15 protein-coding genes are annotated in these 13,843 nt (G+C 71.4%); 6 read left to right on the top strand and 9 right to left on the bottom strand.

Going from position 1 to position 13,843, the window contains the following annotated elements:
• Position 1 precedes the first annotated feature (1 nt).
• Entirely contained in the window at positions 2-1,177 is a 1,176-nt protein-coding gene (locus MFF58_RS07540) for an MFS transporter (RefSeq protein ID WP_238286586.1), read from the bottom strand.
• 320 nt (positions 1,178-1,497) lie between these two features.
• Positions 1,498-1,992: a Ros/MucR family transcriptional regulator gene (locus tag MFF58_RS07535; protein WP_238286388.1), complete on the bottom strand. Its 495-nt coding sequence runs from the start codon at positions 1,990-1,992 to the stop codon at positions 1,498-1,500.
• A 320-nt stretch (positions 1,993-2,312) separates the two neighbouring features.
• On the opposite strand from MFF58_RS07535, the gene MFF58_RS07530 reads away from it, so the two are divergent.
• The gene (locus tag MFF58_RS07530; RefSeq protein ID WP_238286387.1) at positions 2,313-4,115 is read left to right on the top strand and encodes an outer membrane beta-barrel protein; all 1,803 of its coding nucleotides are present in this window, start codon (positions 2,313-2,315) and stop codon (positions 4,113-4,115) included.
• Between the two features lie 6 nt (positions 4,116-4,121).
• Here MFF58_RS07530 and MFF58_RS07525 read toward each other — a convergent pair whose 3' ends face one another.
• Positions 4,122-4,826: an SDR family NAD(P)-dependent oxidoreductase gene (locus tag MFF58_RS07525; RefSeq protein ID WP_238286386.1), complete on the bottom strand. Its 705-nt coding sequence runs from the start codon at positions 4,824-4,826 to the stop codon at positions 4,122-4,124.
• A gap of 59 nt (positions 4,827-4,885) precedes the next feature.
• Complete coding sequence (locus MFF58_RS07520) at positions 4,886-5,374, bottom strand: nucleoside deaminase (RefSeq protein ID WP_238286385.1); 489 nt, start codon at positions 5,372-5,374, stop codon at positions 4,886-4,888.
• A gap of 162 nt (positions 5,375-5,536) precedes the next feature.
• On the opposite strand from MFF58_RS07520, the gene MFF58_RS07515 reads away from it, so the two are divergent.
• From MFF58_RS07515 to rsmD, 4 genes are all read left to right on the top strand, one after another.
• Positions 5,537-5,728, top strand: a complete 192-nt coding sequence (locus tag MFF58_RS07515) for a CsbD family protein (protein WP_238286384.1) — start codon at positions 5,537-5,539, stop codon at positions 5,726-5,728.
• 74 nt (positions 5,729-5,802) lie between these two features.
• Positions 5,803-5,979 (top strand): DUF1328 domain-containing protein, encoded by a 177-nt coding sequence (locus MFF58_RS07510; protein ID WP_012317097.1) that lies wholly within the window; start codon positions 5,803-5,805, stop codon positions 5,977-5,979.
• A gap of 126 nt (positions 5,980-6,105) precedes the next feature.
• Positions 6,106-8,118, top strand: coding sequence for a pseudouridine synthase (locus tag MFF58_RS07505; protein ID WP_238286383.1), 2,013 nt, complete (start codon positions 6,106-6,108; stop codon positions 8,116-8,118).
• Positions 8,115-8,672 carry a 16S rRNA (guanine(966)-N(2))-methyltransferase RsmD gene (rsmD, locus tag MFF58_RS07500; RefSeq protein ID WP_238286382.1) on the top strand — a complete coding sequence of 186 codons (558 nt, stop codon included), beginning with the start codon at positions 8,115-8,117 and terminating at the stop codon, positions 8,670-8,672. Before MFF58_RS07505 ends, rsmD begins: the two co-directional genes overlap by 4 nt.
• 7 nt (positions 8,673-8,679) lie before the next feature.
• On the opposite strand, the gene MFF58_RS07495 is transcribed toward rsmD, so the two are convergent.
• The 4 genes from MFF58_RS07495 to MFF58_RS07480 all read right to left on the bottom strand — a co-directional run bounded on the left by MFF58_RS07495 (position 8,680) and on the right by MFF58_RS07480 (position 11,391).
• Complete coding sequence (locus MFF58_RS07495) at positions 8,680-9,024, bottom strand: cupin domain-containing protein (protein WP_238286380.1); 345 nt, start codon at positions 9,022-9,024, stop codon at positions 8,680-8,682.
• Between the two features lie 73 nt (positions 9,025-9,097).
• Positions 9,098-9,517, bottom strand: a complete 420-nt coding sequence (locus tag MFF58_RS07490; RefSeq protein ID WP_238286378.1) for a helix-turn-helix domain-containing protein — start codon at positions 9,515-9,517, stop codon at positions 9,098-9,100.
• A 393-nt stretch (positions 9,518-9,910) separates the two neighbouring features.
• Positions 9,911-10,855, bottom strand: coding sequence for an alpha/beta fold hydrolase (locus MFF58_RS07485; RefSeq protein ID WP_238286376.1), 945 nt, complete (start codon positions 10,853-10,855; stop codon positions 9,911-9,913).
• Positions 10,852-11,391: a phasin family protein gene (locus MFF58_RS07480; protein ID WP_238286375.1), complete on the bottom strand. Its 540-nt coding sequence runs from the start codon at positions 11,389-11,391 to the stop codon at positions 10,852-10,854. Before MFF58_RS07480 ends, MFF58_RS07485 begins: the two co-directional genes overlap by 4 nt.
• Before the next feature lie 215 nt (positions 11,392-11,606).
• Between MFF58_RS07480 and MFF58_RS07475 the strand changes: the two genes are divergently transcribed.
• Positions 11,607-13,259, top strand: a complete 1,653-nt coding sequence (locus tag MFF58_RS07475) for an AMP-binding protein (protein ID WP_238286584.1) — start codon at positions 11,607-11,609, stop codon at positions 13,257-13,259.
• Positions 13,260-13,518: 259 nt separating this feature from the next.
• Here the strand turns inward: MFF58_RS07475 and MFF58_RS07470 are convergent, their stop codons facing one another.
• Positions 13,519-13,842 carry a DUF6285 domain-containing protein gene (locus MFF58_RS07470; protein ID WP_238286374.1) on the bottom strand — a complete coding sequence of 108 codons (324 nt, stop codon included), beginning with the start codon at positions 13,840-13,842 and terminating at the stop codon, positions 13,519-13,521.
• Position 13,843: the final 1 nt, after the last annotated feature.

Below are 13,843 nucleotides of genomic sequence, written 5' to 3'. Positions count from 1 at the left end.
GTCAGGCCCCGGGCGCGGAGACCGAGACGATCCCGCGCCCGCTGCGGCCCACGGCCGTCAGCACCAACCCGAGCCCCGCGAGCGACACCGCGGCCGCGATCAGCGGGAGCTCACCGTAGCCCGCGCCCAGGGTCAGGGCCGTGCCGCCGATCCAGGCACCGGCGGCGTTGCCGAGGTTGAACGCGCCTTGGTTGAGCGTGGAGGCGAGGTTCGGCGCATCGCTGGCGGCCTCCACCACCCAGATCTGGAGCGGCGAGACCAGCGCGAAGACCAGGGCCGACCACAGGACGAGAACCACCAGCGTCATGCCCGGGTGGTGGGCGACGGCGGCCAGCAGGAGCAGCGCCGCCACGATCCCGAGGAAGCTGCCGATGATCGTCGCCATCTGCGCGCGGTCGGCGAACTGGCCGCCCGCGAGGTTGCCGATGGTCAGACCCACGCCGGCGGCGAACAGCACGCCCGTCACACCCTGCGGCGTGAACCCGGTCACGCCGGTCAGGAATGGCGTGATGTAGGTGAACACCGTGAAGAAGCTCACCGAGGACAGCGTCGAGATCAGCATCGGCCGCAGCACCGGCCAGCGGCCGAGGGCCCGGAACTCGCTGACGAGGCGACCCCGCGTTCCCGGCAGCCCGGCGGGGACGCAGAGCTGGATTGCCAGGGCCGCCGCGAGCCCGATGATCACCACGGCCCAGAACGTCGCGCGCCACCCCGCGATCTGGCCGAGGGCGGTGCCGAAGGGAACGCCGAGGACGTTGGCCAGGGTCAGGCCGGCGAACATCAGCGCGATCGCCTGCGTCCGCTTCTCCCGCGGCACCAAATTGCTCGCCACGACGGCGCCGATCCCGAAGAACGCCCCATGGGCGAAGGCCGTCAGGATTCGAGCCGCCATCAGCAGGGCGTAGCTCGGCGCCACCGCGCAACCGAGGTTGCCGACGAGAAAGACGGCCATCAGCGCGAGGAGGGCCTTCTTCCGCGGCATCCGCGCGGTGGCGATCGCCACGATCGGGGCGCCGACCACCACGCCCAAGGCGTAGCCGGAAACCAGGTAACCGGCCTGCGGAATGGTGACGCCGAAGCTCTGCGCCACCTCCGGAAGAAGGCCCATGATGACGAATTCGGTGGTGCCGATCCCGAAGGAGGCAACGGCCAGGGCGAGGATCGGCAGGGGCGGCACGGCGAAGGTCTCCGGCGCAGGGAGCGGTGCGATGGTGCACGGCAGCATGCGCAGGATGGCAGCCCGGGACGGTGTCGATTACCCCCGATGACGCGGCGCACGGTTGTGCGGCGCGCAAGGGGTCACCCCGACCCTGGTCGCAGCCGGTCCGGCCCGGGTGCCGGCCTCCTCTCCGGCGAGACGTGGCAGGCGCGTGACGGCACGCCGCTCCTCGTCCGGGATTCACCGGCCCCCGTCCGGGGACGCCTCGTCCCTGCCTGCAGGGGCGGGACGGCTGTTGCAGCCAGGCTGGAGCACTCGCCCGGCGTCGCGGCGCGCGCCTATTCCGCCGGAGCCTTCTTCCGGCTGCGCGACTTCGGGGCCGCCGCGGCTGGCTCGTTCGCTGTCACCGCCGTCCGATCCTTGCGGCGCTGCTGCCCGAGACCCAGCGCCCTCGCCAGCTCCGACCGTTGCGCCGAGTAGCTCGCTGCGGTCATCGGGTAATCGCGCGGCAAACCCCACTTCTCGCGATAGGCCTCGGGCGACAGCCCGCGCAGCGTCAGGTGCCGGCGAAGGGTCTTGTAGGGCCGTCCGTCCTCGAAACTGACGATGTGGTCGTGAGTGACGGATTTGCGGATTTGCGCCGCACTCATCTTCTCGACCGGCGCATTCGAGCTGCGCCCCGCAGTCGAAAGGCTCGATAAAGCGGTATGAACACCGCCGATCAAACCTGGAAGATCGGACGGAGGCACCGAGTTGTTCGACACGTACGCGGCTACGATATCGACGGCAAGCTCAATGTGCTCGACCTGTCCGCTTTCGATGCTCTCGCTCACGGCCGACCCCCGTCGTTGTAATAGTGGTACCGATCAATCCCTCGCGGATGCGATCGAATTCTGCCCGATGATAGCGGATCTAGAGCGATTTCTCAATCGGACTTCGTATGCTCCGTGGAGGTCTCGGCGCTGACTGCGGTCGCCCGTGAACAGCGCCGTTGACGGGGAATTAACCACGACGGCCTAGCCTTCATTAACCATGCCGATGACCAGTTTGGCCGCGGCGCGGTCAGCGAATCCCAGCATCCGGCGCTCGGGACGAAGGCGGAGACCGAGATCAGGTGCTGACGGCGGGGGCTGACCGGCTGGAAGGGCGACAGATGCGGCTCGGCGTCGCGGCGCTGGCTGTCGCGCTCGCGACGACGCCGGCCGTGGCCCAGCGGTTCGACGCGACGAGCCCCGTCGCGGGACAGCCCGACAATCCCGGCATCGGTCAGGATACCGCACCGAACGGCCTGCCGACGCTCCGCCGGCGCATTCCCGACGGCCTGTCGCGCGACGAGGGGCGCGCCTCGCCGGGCGGCGACGCGACCAGCGGAGAGCAGACCGGCGGCGACAGCCTGCGGTCGCCCCTGTCGCCGGCCATCCCGACGCAGTCGCAGGCCCAGCCGGGCCTCTCCCAACTCGACACGCGTATCACCACCGGCGGCCAGCGCACGGGCGGCAGCTCGACGGCGCCGCGAAACCTCGCGCCGTCGAGCTTGCTGCGGACCCGCGCGGCGCCGCCGCGGCGGCTCGGGACCGCTACCCGGCGGATCACGCAGGAGATCACCCAGGTCCCGAGCCCGGCCCTCCGGCTGACACCGATCATCCAGCAGCCCGTGGTCGGGGTGCCGCTGCCGCAGGCGACGACGCCGGTGCGGCCGATCCTGTCGCTCCTGCCGCTCTCCTCGGCCCTCGGCCTGCTGACACCCGGCTTCATCCTCGGGACGGATCTCGCCCGGGCGATCCCGACCGACCCCGCCTATGCGCCGATCGGCTATCAGGTCGGCACCTTCACGGTGCTGCCGAGCTTCGCACAGAGCATCGGCTATGATTCGAATCCCGATCAGACCAGCCGGGAATTCGCGAAGGGCTCGGTGGCGCTCCGCACCGAGGCGGCGGTCGATTTCCAGAGCAACTGGTCGTCCAGCGCGCTCCAGGGCTCGCTGCGCGGCGCCTACCTCGAGACACCCCAGAACGAGGCGGCCAGCCGCCCGGCCGCGGACGGGACGGTCCGCCTGCGCATCGACGCCAGCCGGGACCTCCACATCGACGCCGAAGGGCGCTTCCTGGTGGACACGCAGCGCACCTCGAGCCCGAACCTCCAGGCCGCGGCCGGCAACCTTCAGGTCGCCACCGCGACGAGCCGGCCGCTCCTGGCGGTCTACGGGGCCTCCCTCGGCGCGACGGAGACGTTCAATAGGCTCTCCGTGACGCTGCGCGGCTCCGTCGATCGCTCCGAATTCGACAACGCGCGCCTCTCCGACGGGACGATTATCAACCAGGCCGATCGGAACCTGAACCAATACAGCCTACAGCTGCGCACGGCCTACGAGGTCAATCCGGATTTCAGCCCCTTCGTCGACCTCCTTGGCGACACCCGCGTGTACGATGTTAGGCGCGACCCGACCGGGGTGCCGCGGGATTCGGACGGCGTCGCCTTCGCGGTCGGGGCCAGCTTCGGTCTCGCGCGGACACTCACCGGCGAGGTCTCGGCCGGCATCCAGCACCGCACCTACGTCGATCCGAGCCTGCGCGACGTCAACGCACCGCTGGTCAACGCCGCCCTCGTCTGGTCGGCGAGCCCGCTCACGACGGTGCGGCTCACGGCGGCCACCGGCGTCACCGAGACGACGATCCCCGGCTCCAGCGGCATCCTCACCGATGTCGGGACCCTGGAGGTGCAGCACGATCTGCTGCGCAACCTGTCGCTCGTGGTCGGCGGCTCGTTCCTGCGGAACGTCTACCAGGGCAGCACGATCCGGGAAAACGGGTTCTCGGCCACCGCCCGGCTGGACTACCACCTGACGCGCTGGCTGACCCTGCGCGGCACCTACATCTACCAGCAGATCAACAGCACGGTGCTCGGGTCGAGCTTCAACGAGAACACGGTCCTGCTGGGCGTGCGGGTCAATCCGTAGTCCGGATCAGAACCGCTCCACCCAGGGGCGCAACTCCAGCTCGGACGTCCAGGCGCTGCGGTCCTGCCGCAGCAGATCGCGGTAGGCGCGGGCGATGGCATCCGGATCGAGGTGGCTGTCGGGCGCATCCGCCGGCTCGCCGCCGCGCATCGGATTACGGATGGCGCCGTCGATCACGACGTGCGCCACGTGGATCCCCTGCGGCTGCAACTCGCGGGCGAGGCTCTGCCCGAGACCCCGCAGGGCGAACTTGCCCATGGCGAAGGGCGCCGACCCGGCATAACCCTTCACGCTCGCGGAGGCGCCGGTCAGGAGGATCGCGCCGTGGCGGTGCGGCAGCATGCGACGCGCCGCGGCCTGCGCCACGAGGAACCCGCCGTAAGCCGAGACCATCAGGGCCTGGGCGACGGCGCCTGGATCCAGATCGATCACCGGCCCGCGCAGCCGCCCGCTGGCATTGTACACCACCACGTCGGGGGCGCCCCCGAGGGCCGGCTCCATCCCGGCGAACAGCGCCTCGACGTCATCCGGCCGGCTCGCGTCGCAGGTGTGGACGACGGCGCCGGTCTCGGTGGCCAGATCGGCGAGCTTCTCGATGGTCCGGGCCGCGAGGCCGACCTTGAGGCCGTCGGCGGACAGGAGCCGGGCGAGCGACGCGCTCAGGCCCGAGCCCGCGCCGACGATCAGGGCGCGGGAATATGTCGGTGTCATCGGGCGGCCCTCCAGGTCGTGAACGGGGTCCGCAGGGTCGGCGGCCGGGGGCCCGCGGGTCAAGACCGCCTCTGCGCGAAGAAGGCCCGCAGCAGGGCCGCCGCCTCCCCCTCGCGGAAGCCGCCATAGACCTCCGGCGCATGGTGGCAGGTCGGCTGGTTGAAGACCCGCGGACCGTGCTCGACGCCGCCGCCCTTCGGGTCCGCCGCCCCGTAGTAGAGCCGCCGGATCCGCGCGAAGGAGATCGCTCCCGCGCACATCGGGCACGGCTCCAGCGTCACGTAGAGGTCGCAGCCGGTCAGGCGTTCGTCCCCGACGGCCGCGCAGGCGGCCCGTATCGCCAGGATCTCGGCATGGGCCGTCGGGTCCCGCAGGGTCCGAGGTTGGTTATGCGCGACGGCTAGCACGGCGCCGTCCCGGACGACCACGGCCCCGACCGGCACCTCGCCGAGGTCCGCCGCCGCGCGGGCCGCCGCGAAGGCGCGATCGAAGGCCGTCCCCACGCTCGCAGATGTGAACTCCGCCGGCCGGATCGGATCTGCAGCCAAGGTGTTCTCACTCCATCGCCGAAGCGGGCCATCGCGGACGCGGATACGGGCGGCGCAGCGAACTAACACAGGGCAATGTTAAGGCCTGGAACATTCGAGCGACTGTGACCGTTTCTTGACCGATTGCGGCGTCGCCGCAGCAACCGCAAGAAGGACATCGCCATGAGCAGCACCACCGACAAGATCAAGGGCGCCGCCAACGAGGCCCTCGGCAAGGCCAAGCAGGGCCTGGGCGACGTGACCGGCAACGACAAGATGAAGGCCGAGGGTGCGGCTCAGGAGCTCAAGGGCAAGGCCCAGGGCACCGTGGGCGACGCCAAGGGCGCGGTGAAGTCGGCGACCGACAAGCTCTGAGCGGCGACGATCGGAACGGGACCCGCATCGCGCGGGTTCCAGTCTTGAACCGGCTTGAATAACGCGAGGATGCCATGATCGGTTGGGCGGTAACGTTTCTCGTCGTCGCGCTCGTCGCGGCGCTGCTGGGTTTCGGCGGCATTGCCGGCACCGCCATGGAGGCGGCGAAGATCGTCTTCTTCGTGGCGATCGCTCTCTTCCTCATCTCGGCCGTGTTCGGCGTGATGCGGGGCCGCTCGCCAAGACTCTGACGCCGGCCGATCGGCATCGTCGACGGGGCGGTCCATGGGGCCGCCCCTTTTCGTTGGGCGCGCGCGTCCAGGCCCGTTTTCGAGAGCAGTCTCGCCTGTCGGTGATGGCTCTGATAAGGCGCGGTCATGAGCGACACGCCGAACGACAACCCGCCGGAGGGCTCCGCCCGCCCCGAGCCCGAGACCACGCGGTCCGCAGAGTGGGCCCCGAGCACCGACGCGAGCCTGCCCGCCGAACCCGAGTCCCGTCCGGTGAAGGCCCGCGCCGCGAAGCGGCCGGCCGGACCGGCCGCGCCCGAGCGAGACCCGGAGCCGGAGACGGAGGGGGAGAGCGGCGAGGACATGTCGGCCGTGACCCCGCCGGGCGAGCGCATCGCCAAGGCGATGGCCCGGGCCGGCATCGCGTCCCGGCGCGATGCCGAGGTGATGATCCTGGCCGGCCGGGTGAGCGTCAACGGCGAGACCTTGACCTCCCCGGCGCGCAACGTGACCGAGGACGATCGGGTCCTCGTCGACGGCGCCCCCATGCCGTTGCGCGAGCGCAGCCGCCTGTGGATCTTCCACAAGCCGCGCGGTGTCGTCACCACCGCCAAGGATCCGGAGGGACGGCAGACCGTCTTCGAGGTGCTGCCCGAGGAGCTGCCCCGGGTCGTGGCCGTAGGGCGGCTCGACATCAACACCGAGGGCCTGCTGCTGCTGACCAACGACGGCGGCCTCGCCAAGGTGATCGCCCATCCCGACACGGGCTGGCTGCGCCGCTACCGCGTCCGTGCCCACGGGGATACCGATCAGGCGCAGCTCGACCGGCTGGCGCGCGGCGTGACGATCGACGGCATGGAGTACGGTCCGATCGAGGCGACCCTGGACCGCGTTCAGGGTGACAACGTCTGGCTGACGCTCGGCCTGCGCGAGGGCAAGAACCGCGAGGTCAAGCGGATCCTCGAACATCTCGGCCTCTCGGTGAACCGGCTGATCCGCCTCTCCTTCGGGCCGTTCCAGCTCGGGGATCTGGAGGTCGGACTCGTCGAGGAGGTGCGGACCCGCGTCCTCAAGGATCAGCTCGGCAAGAGTCTCGCCGAGCAGGCCGGCGTGGATTTCGAGAGCCCGGTCCGCGAGCCCATCACGCCCTTCGGCGGGCCGAAAAAAACCGATCGGGATTCCGCACCGGCCCAGACGGCCGCCAGCCGGCGCAACGCAGCCCGCCCCGCACCGACGCCGCGCGTCTCGACGGGCGGCAGCGGTTCGGGGCCGCGCAACGCCACGTGGCGCGACGACGACGGAACGAAGCCGCGCGGCACGCGCATCCCGCGCCGGGGGGCCGATCCCCGAGCCGCGCAATCCGCCGCGGCCGAGCGCGGCCGTGAGCGCGTGGGCTCGATCAAGTCCGGCGAGCGCCGGGTGGTCGTGGAACGCCTGGCGGCGACGCCGGTCGAGGCCGCGCCCGCCGAGCAGCCGCGTCGCCGCTATGCCGACGACGGACGGTCCGAGCGGTCGCAGCGCGGCCCGGGGGGGCGCCCTGGGCGCGAGGGCGGATCCGGCGGCGAGCGCGGCTTCGCTCCGCGCGGCGACCAGCGTCCGGCACCGCGCGGCGAGGGCAACTTCGCACCGCGCGGCGAGCGTGGCTTCGCCCCGCGCGGCGAGCGCGGTGCCGGGGACCGGCCGCATCGGGACGCGGCGCGCGCCGCCGAAGGTCCCCGCGCGCAGACCCGTCAGGATGACCGCCGTGGTCCCAGGCCTGCTGGCCGTGAGCGCTCCTTCGACGGTGCTCCGTCGGAGGGCGCACCCCGCGGCAAGGGCGGGTTTCGGTCTCAGCGGCCGGACTCCGCCGGTGGCAGGCCGGCCTTCGATGGTCCGAAGCCCCGTGGCGCCAACCCGGGTGGTGGCAAGCCCGGCGGCTTCGCCGGCAAGGGCTTCGGCAAGAGTTTCGGCAAGGGTGCGTCCGGCGGAGGCGATGCCAGGCCCGGCGGCCGCCCCGGCGGTGCGCGGGACGGTAAGCCCGGCGGTTTCAAGTCTGGTGGGTTCAAGCCTGGCGGTGCCAGGCCGGGTGGCGGTGCCAGGCCCGGTGGCGGTGCGAGGCCCGGCGGATCCAGGCCCGGTGGTTCCAAGCCCGGCGGCAGGCCGCCGCGCGACGGGCGATGAGGATCGTCGGCGGTGCGTGGCGGGGCCGAAGGCTCGCGACGCCGCGCACCGACGCGATCCGGCCGACGTCGGACCGCCTGCGGGAATCGCTCTTCAACGTGCTGACGCATGCCTACGATGAGGCCATCGCGGGCGCCCGGGTGCTCGACCTGTTCGCGGGTACCGGGGCTCTCGGCTTCGAGGCGCTGTCGCGCGGGGCCGCCTATGCCCTGCTGGTCGATGATGGTGCCGAGGCCCGCGCGGTGATCCGCTCCAACATAGAGGCGCTGGGGGCTGAGGGCGTCACGCGCCTGTTCCGCCGCGACGCGACCCGTCTCGGGCCGGCTGGCACCGCCGGACAGTTCACCCTGGCCTTCTGCGATCCACCCTACAACCGCGATCTGGCGCCGCGGGCGCTGTCGAGCGCCGCCGAGGGCGCGTGGCTCGCCGCCGGTGCCCTGGTGGTCGTGGAAGAGGCCGAATCCGTGCGGATCCCGTGGCCGCCGGGCTTCACCGAACTGGAGCGCCGCATCTACGGCGACACGGCGGTCGCCGTCGCGCGCTACGCCGCCTGAACCCGTGTCACCCGTCCTCCGGAACTTCGATATCCGGACCGAAATGAACCGCTAGCCACACGGTCGGAGACTCCGTGCGTTCCACCCGGTGACGGCGGTGCGGCGCGATTAGGACCGAGTCGCCCATTCTGAGATGCCGCAGCGTCGCCTCGTCGGCGAATCGCAGATCGGCCGAGCCAGCCAGGACGGTGACCCACTCGGAATGCGGCTGGTCGTAGTGAAACCCGGGTGGGCTCGCATGGCCATACGAGACGATGCGCTCCACCCGAAGCCCTGGCGCGGCGACAAGCACCGACACCTCCTCGTCCGGAGCCTGAACCGGCAGATCTTCGAGCAGGTTGACGGGATCCATCGAACACACCGGCCTTCACCCCCGGAAACCGATCGCCGGAGCTGAGCGAACCGCCCCGCGCGAGACCCGGATCTCAGTCGCCGGACGCGATCCGGTCCGCCGCACGGCTGTGGGCGAGCCGCGCCGCGGATTTCACCAGGGCCAGCACGTCGCGGCGGATCTGATCGTCCAAGATCTGGTTGTAGGCCCGCAGAAGCTCAAGGGAGCCGGAGACCCTCAGCAGCGTCGGCCCGTTCTCCAGTCCGGTTTCCGGTTCCGGATCGAAGAAGCTGGCGACCGGCACTCCGAGGCGCTCGGCGATCGCCTGCAGGCGGCCGGCCCCGACGCGGTTCTTCCCGGTCTCGTATTTCTGGACCTGCTGGAAGCTCACGCCCAGCGCGCTGGCGAGGGCGGACTGGCTCAGCCCGTTGGCGGCACGCAGGAACGCGATGCGGCTGCCGACCCCGTGATCGATCGCGGTGGTCTGCTTCGGCTTGGGGGTGGGATTGGCCATGGGAAGTCGTCCGAACGTCAAATCTGTGGTTGGCCAGCCCGCCCGCGTCGTCGGCCGCGGATCACGACCCACCGGCACTCCGTCGCGCGGCCAAGCTTTCGACCTGCAGTCGTTGATGCCACAGGCGGACACTGCACGCAATGAATGGTTACGCGGGAGAAACATGAGATCAGCAGCACAGGTCTGGATCGCGTCGGATGTCGGAAAGGGTTTATCTGAACCAATCGACGCTATTAGAGAAATTGAGTCGGGTGAATGCGTAGAATTACATCTGTAAAAACTGGCAGAGGCGGACGAACTGTCCGGAGAACCGCGATCTTACGCGGGCTGGACTGCCGGACGGCCGATGCCGAAATGCGCCCCGTTCCCAGCACCGACGCCCGGAAGCGCGACTCAGGCGGCCGGACCGAGCCAGTCCGTCACGATCTTGAGTTGGGCATCGTCCAGCAGGGCCGGCGCGTGGCCACAATCGGCGATCTCGACCCGCTGGGTCGGCGGCCCGCGCCGGGTCATCTCATCCGCGGTGCTGGCCAGGAGCAGCTCCGAGAGCGCCCCGCGCAGCAGCAGCACCGGACACGCGATGGCGTCCCAGTCCCGCCACATGCTGACGCTGTAGACCCGACCGGGCCGGAACGCGTCGCCGATGCCGGGATCGTAGTGGGGGCGCCAGCCGCCGCTGGGCTCGCGGAAGAAGCTGTGCTTGGCGATGTGGCGCCACTGCTCGTCGGTGAGCGGCCCGAAGGCCCCCAGCACGATGCGCAGACGCGACTCGCCCGAGGCGAGGTTGTGGTGGAGCCGCGGCGCGTCGCGCAGGCGCGAGCCGATATGGCGGATCGGCGCCCAGGGCAGGAACGGCCCGATATCGTTGATGACCATGCGGCGGATCGGCGTGTTGGCCGCGGCGGCCAGCACCATGCCGGTGAGCCCGCCCAGGGAGGTGCCGACCCAGTCGATCTTGCCGGGGATCCGCAGGTGCGCGACCAGCGCTGCCATGTCGGCGGCGTATTGCGGAAGGCCGTAGAGTTCCGGATCCTTGAGCCATCCGCTCAGGCCGCGCCCGGGCAGGTCCGGGCAGATGACCCGGTAGCCCATCTTCGCCAGCCGGTAGCCCAGCGGATCGAAGTCCCGGCCCTGGCGGCTCAGGCCGTGGACGCAGACCACCACGTGCGGCGAAGCGGGATCCCCCCATTCGACGTAGGCGATGCGGTGGAAATCGTGCGGCGCGTAGGCCCAGAAGTGACCGGTCCGGAACGGCACGTCGGCGCGGCTGAGGTCGTCGAGCCGCGGCATCGCCGCGCCCGGATCCGCAGCGGCCTGCTCCGCTGAGGTGACGCTCACGGCTTTTCGGATCGGGCAGCGGCCTCGCGGGCGAGCCGGCTGGTCGTCTGGTGGAGGTCGACCATCTGGTCGGTGATGCGGCGCGACTGCTCCTGGAGGAAGGCGAGGTTCAGCGCCGCGGCCTCCTGCGCGTCCGAAGCCTTCGCGATGCGGTCCGCGAAGTCCAGGTTGGCGCGGATGTTCGTATCCGCCGCCACCAGCACGCGGTGCCCGATCTCGCGCATCGCCGCCATGGCGTGGACCGCGTTGTCCTCGAAGGCGTTGTACAGCCGGGCGCCCGCGGCCTCCCACTGCTCGCGCATCCGGCGGGTGCCCGCCACGTTGCTGTCGGCCAGCTGATGGGCGGTCTCGCGGCTGGAGCCCATCACGGCGCGCCAGCCGTCGAAGCTCTGCGCCATCGTGGTCTCGAAGGCGTTGAGCGCCATCTCGCCGGCCTCGGCGAAGCGCTCATAGGCCTCCCGCGCCCGCGCGACCCCGGTCTCGGCCGCCTCGCGTCCGGCTTGCATGGAGACGGCCGGCAGGTTGTCGTTTCCCAAGGTCGTCCCCCGCATCGCCAGTTGCGCCGCCAAGGGTGGCGCGTCGATCAGAAATGGCCTTCCGTCAGGGCGGTCCCGCCGTCAACCATGCGTCGTGACAGAATGCGACCCGGTCGGCGATCGCGACCGCGGCGGCGATTGACAGCCGTGGCAGCCGCGAAAACTCTTCCCGCGGAGCGAACGCCACGCCCGCCGCCCGCGCAGAAGGCCGCATGATGACGGAGACCCCTCAGAGCCCCGCGCGCCCAGAGGGCGCCGGTCGGCACCGGTTCGAGTCCGGGCTCGATCGGACGCCCGCCAATTACGTGCCGCTGACCCCGGCGAGCCTCCTGGCGCGCGCGGCCGCCGCCGTTCCCGGCCGGGTCGCGGTGATCGACGGCGACCGGCGCCTCACCTACGCGGACCTCTACGTCCGGTGCCGCCGCCTCGCCTCGGCCCTGGCGGCCCGCGGCGTCGGGACCCTCGACACCGTCGCGATCCTCGCCCCGAACGTGACCGAGATGATCGAGGCGCACTTCGCGGTGCCGATGCTCGGCGCCGTGCTCAACCCGCTCAACACCCGCCTCGACCCGGCGACAATCGCCTTCTCCCTGGCGCATGGCGACGCCCGGGTGCTGATCGTCGAGGCCGAGTGCGCGCCGCTGGCGGCGCGGGCGCTCGCGGACCTCGCGCAGCCCGTCCTGGTGGTGGCGATCGGCGAGACGGGCCTCGACGGCGCGATCCCCTACGAGGCGCTCCTCGAAGCGGGGGACCCGGACCATGCCTGGGCCGGCCCGGCGGACGAGTGGCAGTCCCTCTGCCTGCTCTACACCTCCGGCACGACCGGCGACCCGAAGGGCGCGGTCTACAGCCACCGCGGCGCCTACCTCCAGGCGCTCGGCAACGCCGTCACCTTCGGGCTGACCGCCGAGAGCGTGTATCTCTGGACCCTGCCGATGTTCCACTGCAGCGGCTGGTCCTACCCGTGGGCGAGCGTGGCCGCCTGCGCCACCCAGGTCTGCCTGCGCAAGGTCGAGCCGTCGGCGATCTTCCGTCTGATCGCCCGGCACGGCGTGACGCATCTCTGCGGCGCGCCAATCGTGCTGTCGATGCTCGCCCACGCCCCGGCCTCCGACCGCACGGCCTTCCCGCAGCGGGTGCGCTGCGCCGTCGGCGGCGCGGCGCCGTCCTCCACGATCATCCGCACCATGGAGGAACTGGGCTTCCAGGTGACGCATCTCTACGGCGCCACCGAGAGCTACGGCCCGGCCACGGTCTGCCTCGCGCAGCCGGACTGGGCCGAACTGTCCGACGCGGACCGCTACGCCCGGATGGCCCGCCAGGGCGTACCGCTCGCCACCCTCGAGGCGGTGGCGGTCGTCGATCCGGCGGGCGGCGAGCCGGTGCCGCGGGACGGTGCGGCGGTCGGCGAGATCGTCCTGCGCGGCAACACCGTGATGAAGGGCTACCTCGGCAATCCCGACGCCACGGAGCGGGCGCTCGACGGCGGCTGGTATCGGACCGGCGACCTCGCCGTCTGGCACCCGGACGGTTCCGTGGAGATCAAGGACCGGGCGAAGGACATCATCATCTCGGGCGGCGAGAACATCTCCAGCCTGGAGGTCGAGGAGGTGCTGATGCGCCACCCCGCGGTGATGCTGGCGGCCGTCGTGGCGCGTCCGGACGCGACCTGGGGTGAGAGCCCCTGCGCGTTCCTGGAGATGAAGCCCGGGGCCATGATCCCCAGCGATCAAGAGGTGATCGCCTTCTGCCGGGACAGGCTGGCGCGGTTCAAGGTGCCGAAGACCGTGGTGTTCGGGGCGCTTCCGAAAACCTCGACCGGCAAGATCCAGAAATTCGTCCTGCGCGACCAAGCGCGGGCACTGTGATCGCGCGATGCCGACGGGAGGCCCCACAGGACCTCGCGAGCGGAGCGGGTCGGTTCTCGGTCCGGCGCCACGATCCCGGACTGGCGCCGTGCCGGGGCGCCGCAGGTCGCCCAAGACGTCGCCGACATCGGTGCGAAGGCGGGCCCGGAAACGGCGACGGGGCCGGACGGTCCCGCCCTCCCCGATCGCGGCCCGCGCCTGACCGCGCGCGACCTCGAAGCCCCATCCGGTCCGTCGACGCGAATCCGCCCAGGGCGGCTCACGCGCCCGGGGCGGCCGGCTTCCAGATCTGCGCGGCAACCTCCGCCGCCGCAGTCAGGGCGGCGTGCAGCTCCGGATCGGCGTCGCGTTCGCCTGCGCGGATCGCCTCGATGAGCGTCTCGACGGGTTCTCCGGCCACGACGCGTCCGGCCGTCGCCCGCCAGAATTCGGCCTGGGTGATGTCCCGGGCCGCGATGCCCAGAGCGTTGGCCACCATCAGGGCGACGTAGCGCGGGCGGCCGGTGAGGCCGGGCACGACCTCCTCGGTGAGGGCGCGGCGGGCCGCGTCGAGGAGGGCGGCGCCGGAGGGTTCGTCCTGCATG

Origin of the sequence: Methylobacterium longum (assembly GCF_022179385.1) — a bacterium.
In the GTDB taxonomy this organism is placed as follows: domain Bacteria; phylum Pseudomonadota; class Alphaproteobacteria; order Rhizobiales; family Beijerinckiaceae; genus Methylobacterium; species Methylobacterium longum.
The sequence above is the reverse complement of the archived record's forward strand: the minus strand, read 5'-3'. Positions and strand labels throughout refer to the sequence as shown.

Coding starts and splice junctions, on each gene's coding strand:
- MFF58_RS07530 (WP_238286387.1), top strand. CDS start 2,313: ATGCGGCTCGGCGTCGCGGCGCTGGCTGTCGCGCTCGCGACGACGCCG.
- MFF58_RS07525 (WP_238286386.1), bottom strand. CDS start 4,826: ATGACACCGACATATTCCCGCGCCCTGATCGTCGGCGCGGGCTCGGGC.
- MFF58_RS07515 (WP_238286384.1), top strand. CDS start 5,537: ATGAGCAGCACCACCGACAAGATCAAGGGCGCCGCCAACGAGGCCCTC.
- MFF58_RS07510 (WP_012317097.1), top strand. CDS start 5,803: ATGATCGGTTGGGCGGTAACGTTTCTCGTCGTCGCGCTCGTCGCGGCG.
- MFF58_RS07505 (WP_238286383.1), top strand. CDS start 6,106: ATGAGCGACACGCCGAACGACAACCCGCCGGAGGGCTCCGCCCGCCCC.
- rsmD (WP_238286382.1), top strand. CDS start 8,115: ATGAGGATCGTCGGCGGTGCGTGGCGGGGCCGAAGGCTCGCGACGCCG.
- MFF58_RS07495 (WP_238286380.1), bottom strand. CDS start 9,024: ATGGATCCCGTCAACCTGCTCGAAGATCTGCCGGTTCAGGCTCCGGAC.
- MFF58_RS07490 (WP_238286378.1), bottom strand. CDS start 9,517: ATGGCCAATCCCACCCCCAAGCCGAAGCAGACCACCGCGATCGATCAC.
- MFF58_RS07475 (WP_238286584.1), top strand. CDS start 11,607: ATGACGGAGACCCCTCAGAGCCCCGCGCGCCCAGAGGGCGCCGGTCGG.
- MFF58_RS07470 (WP_238286374.1), bottom strand. CDS start 13,842: ATGCAGGACGAACCCTCCGGCGCCGCCCTCCTCGACGCGGCCCGCCGC.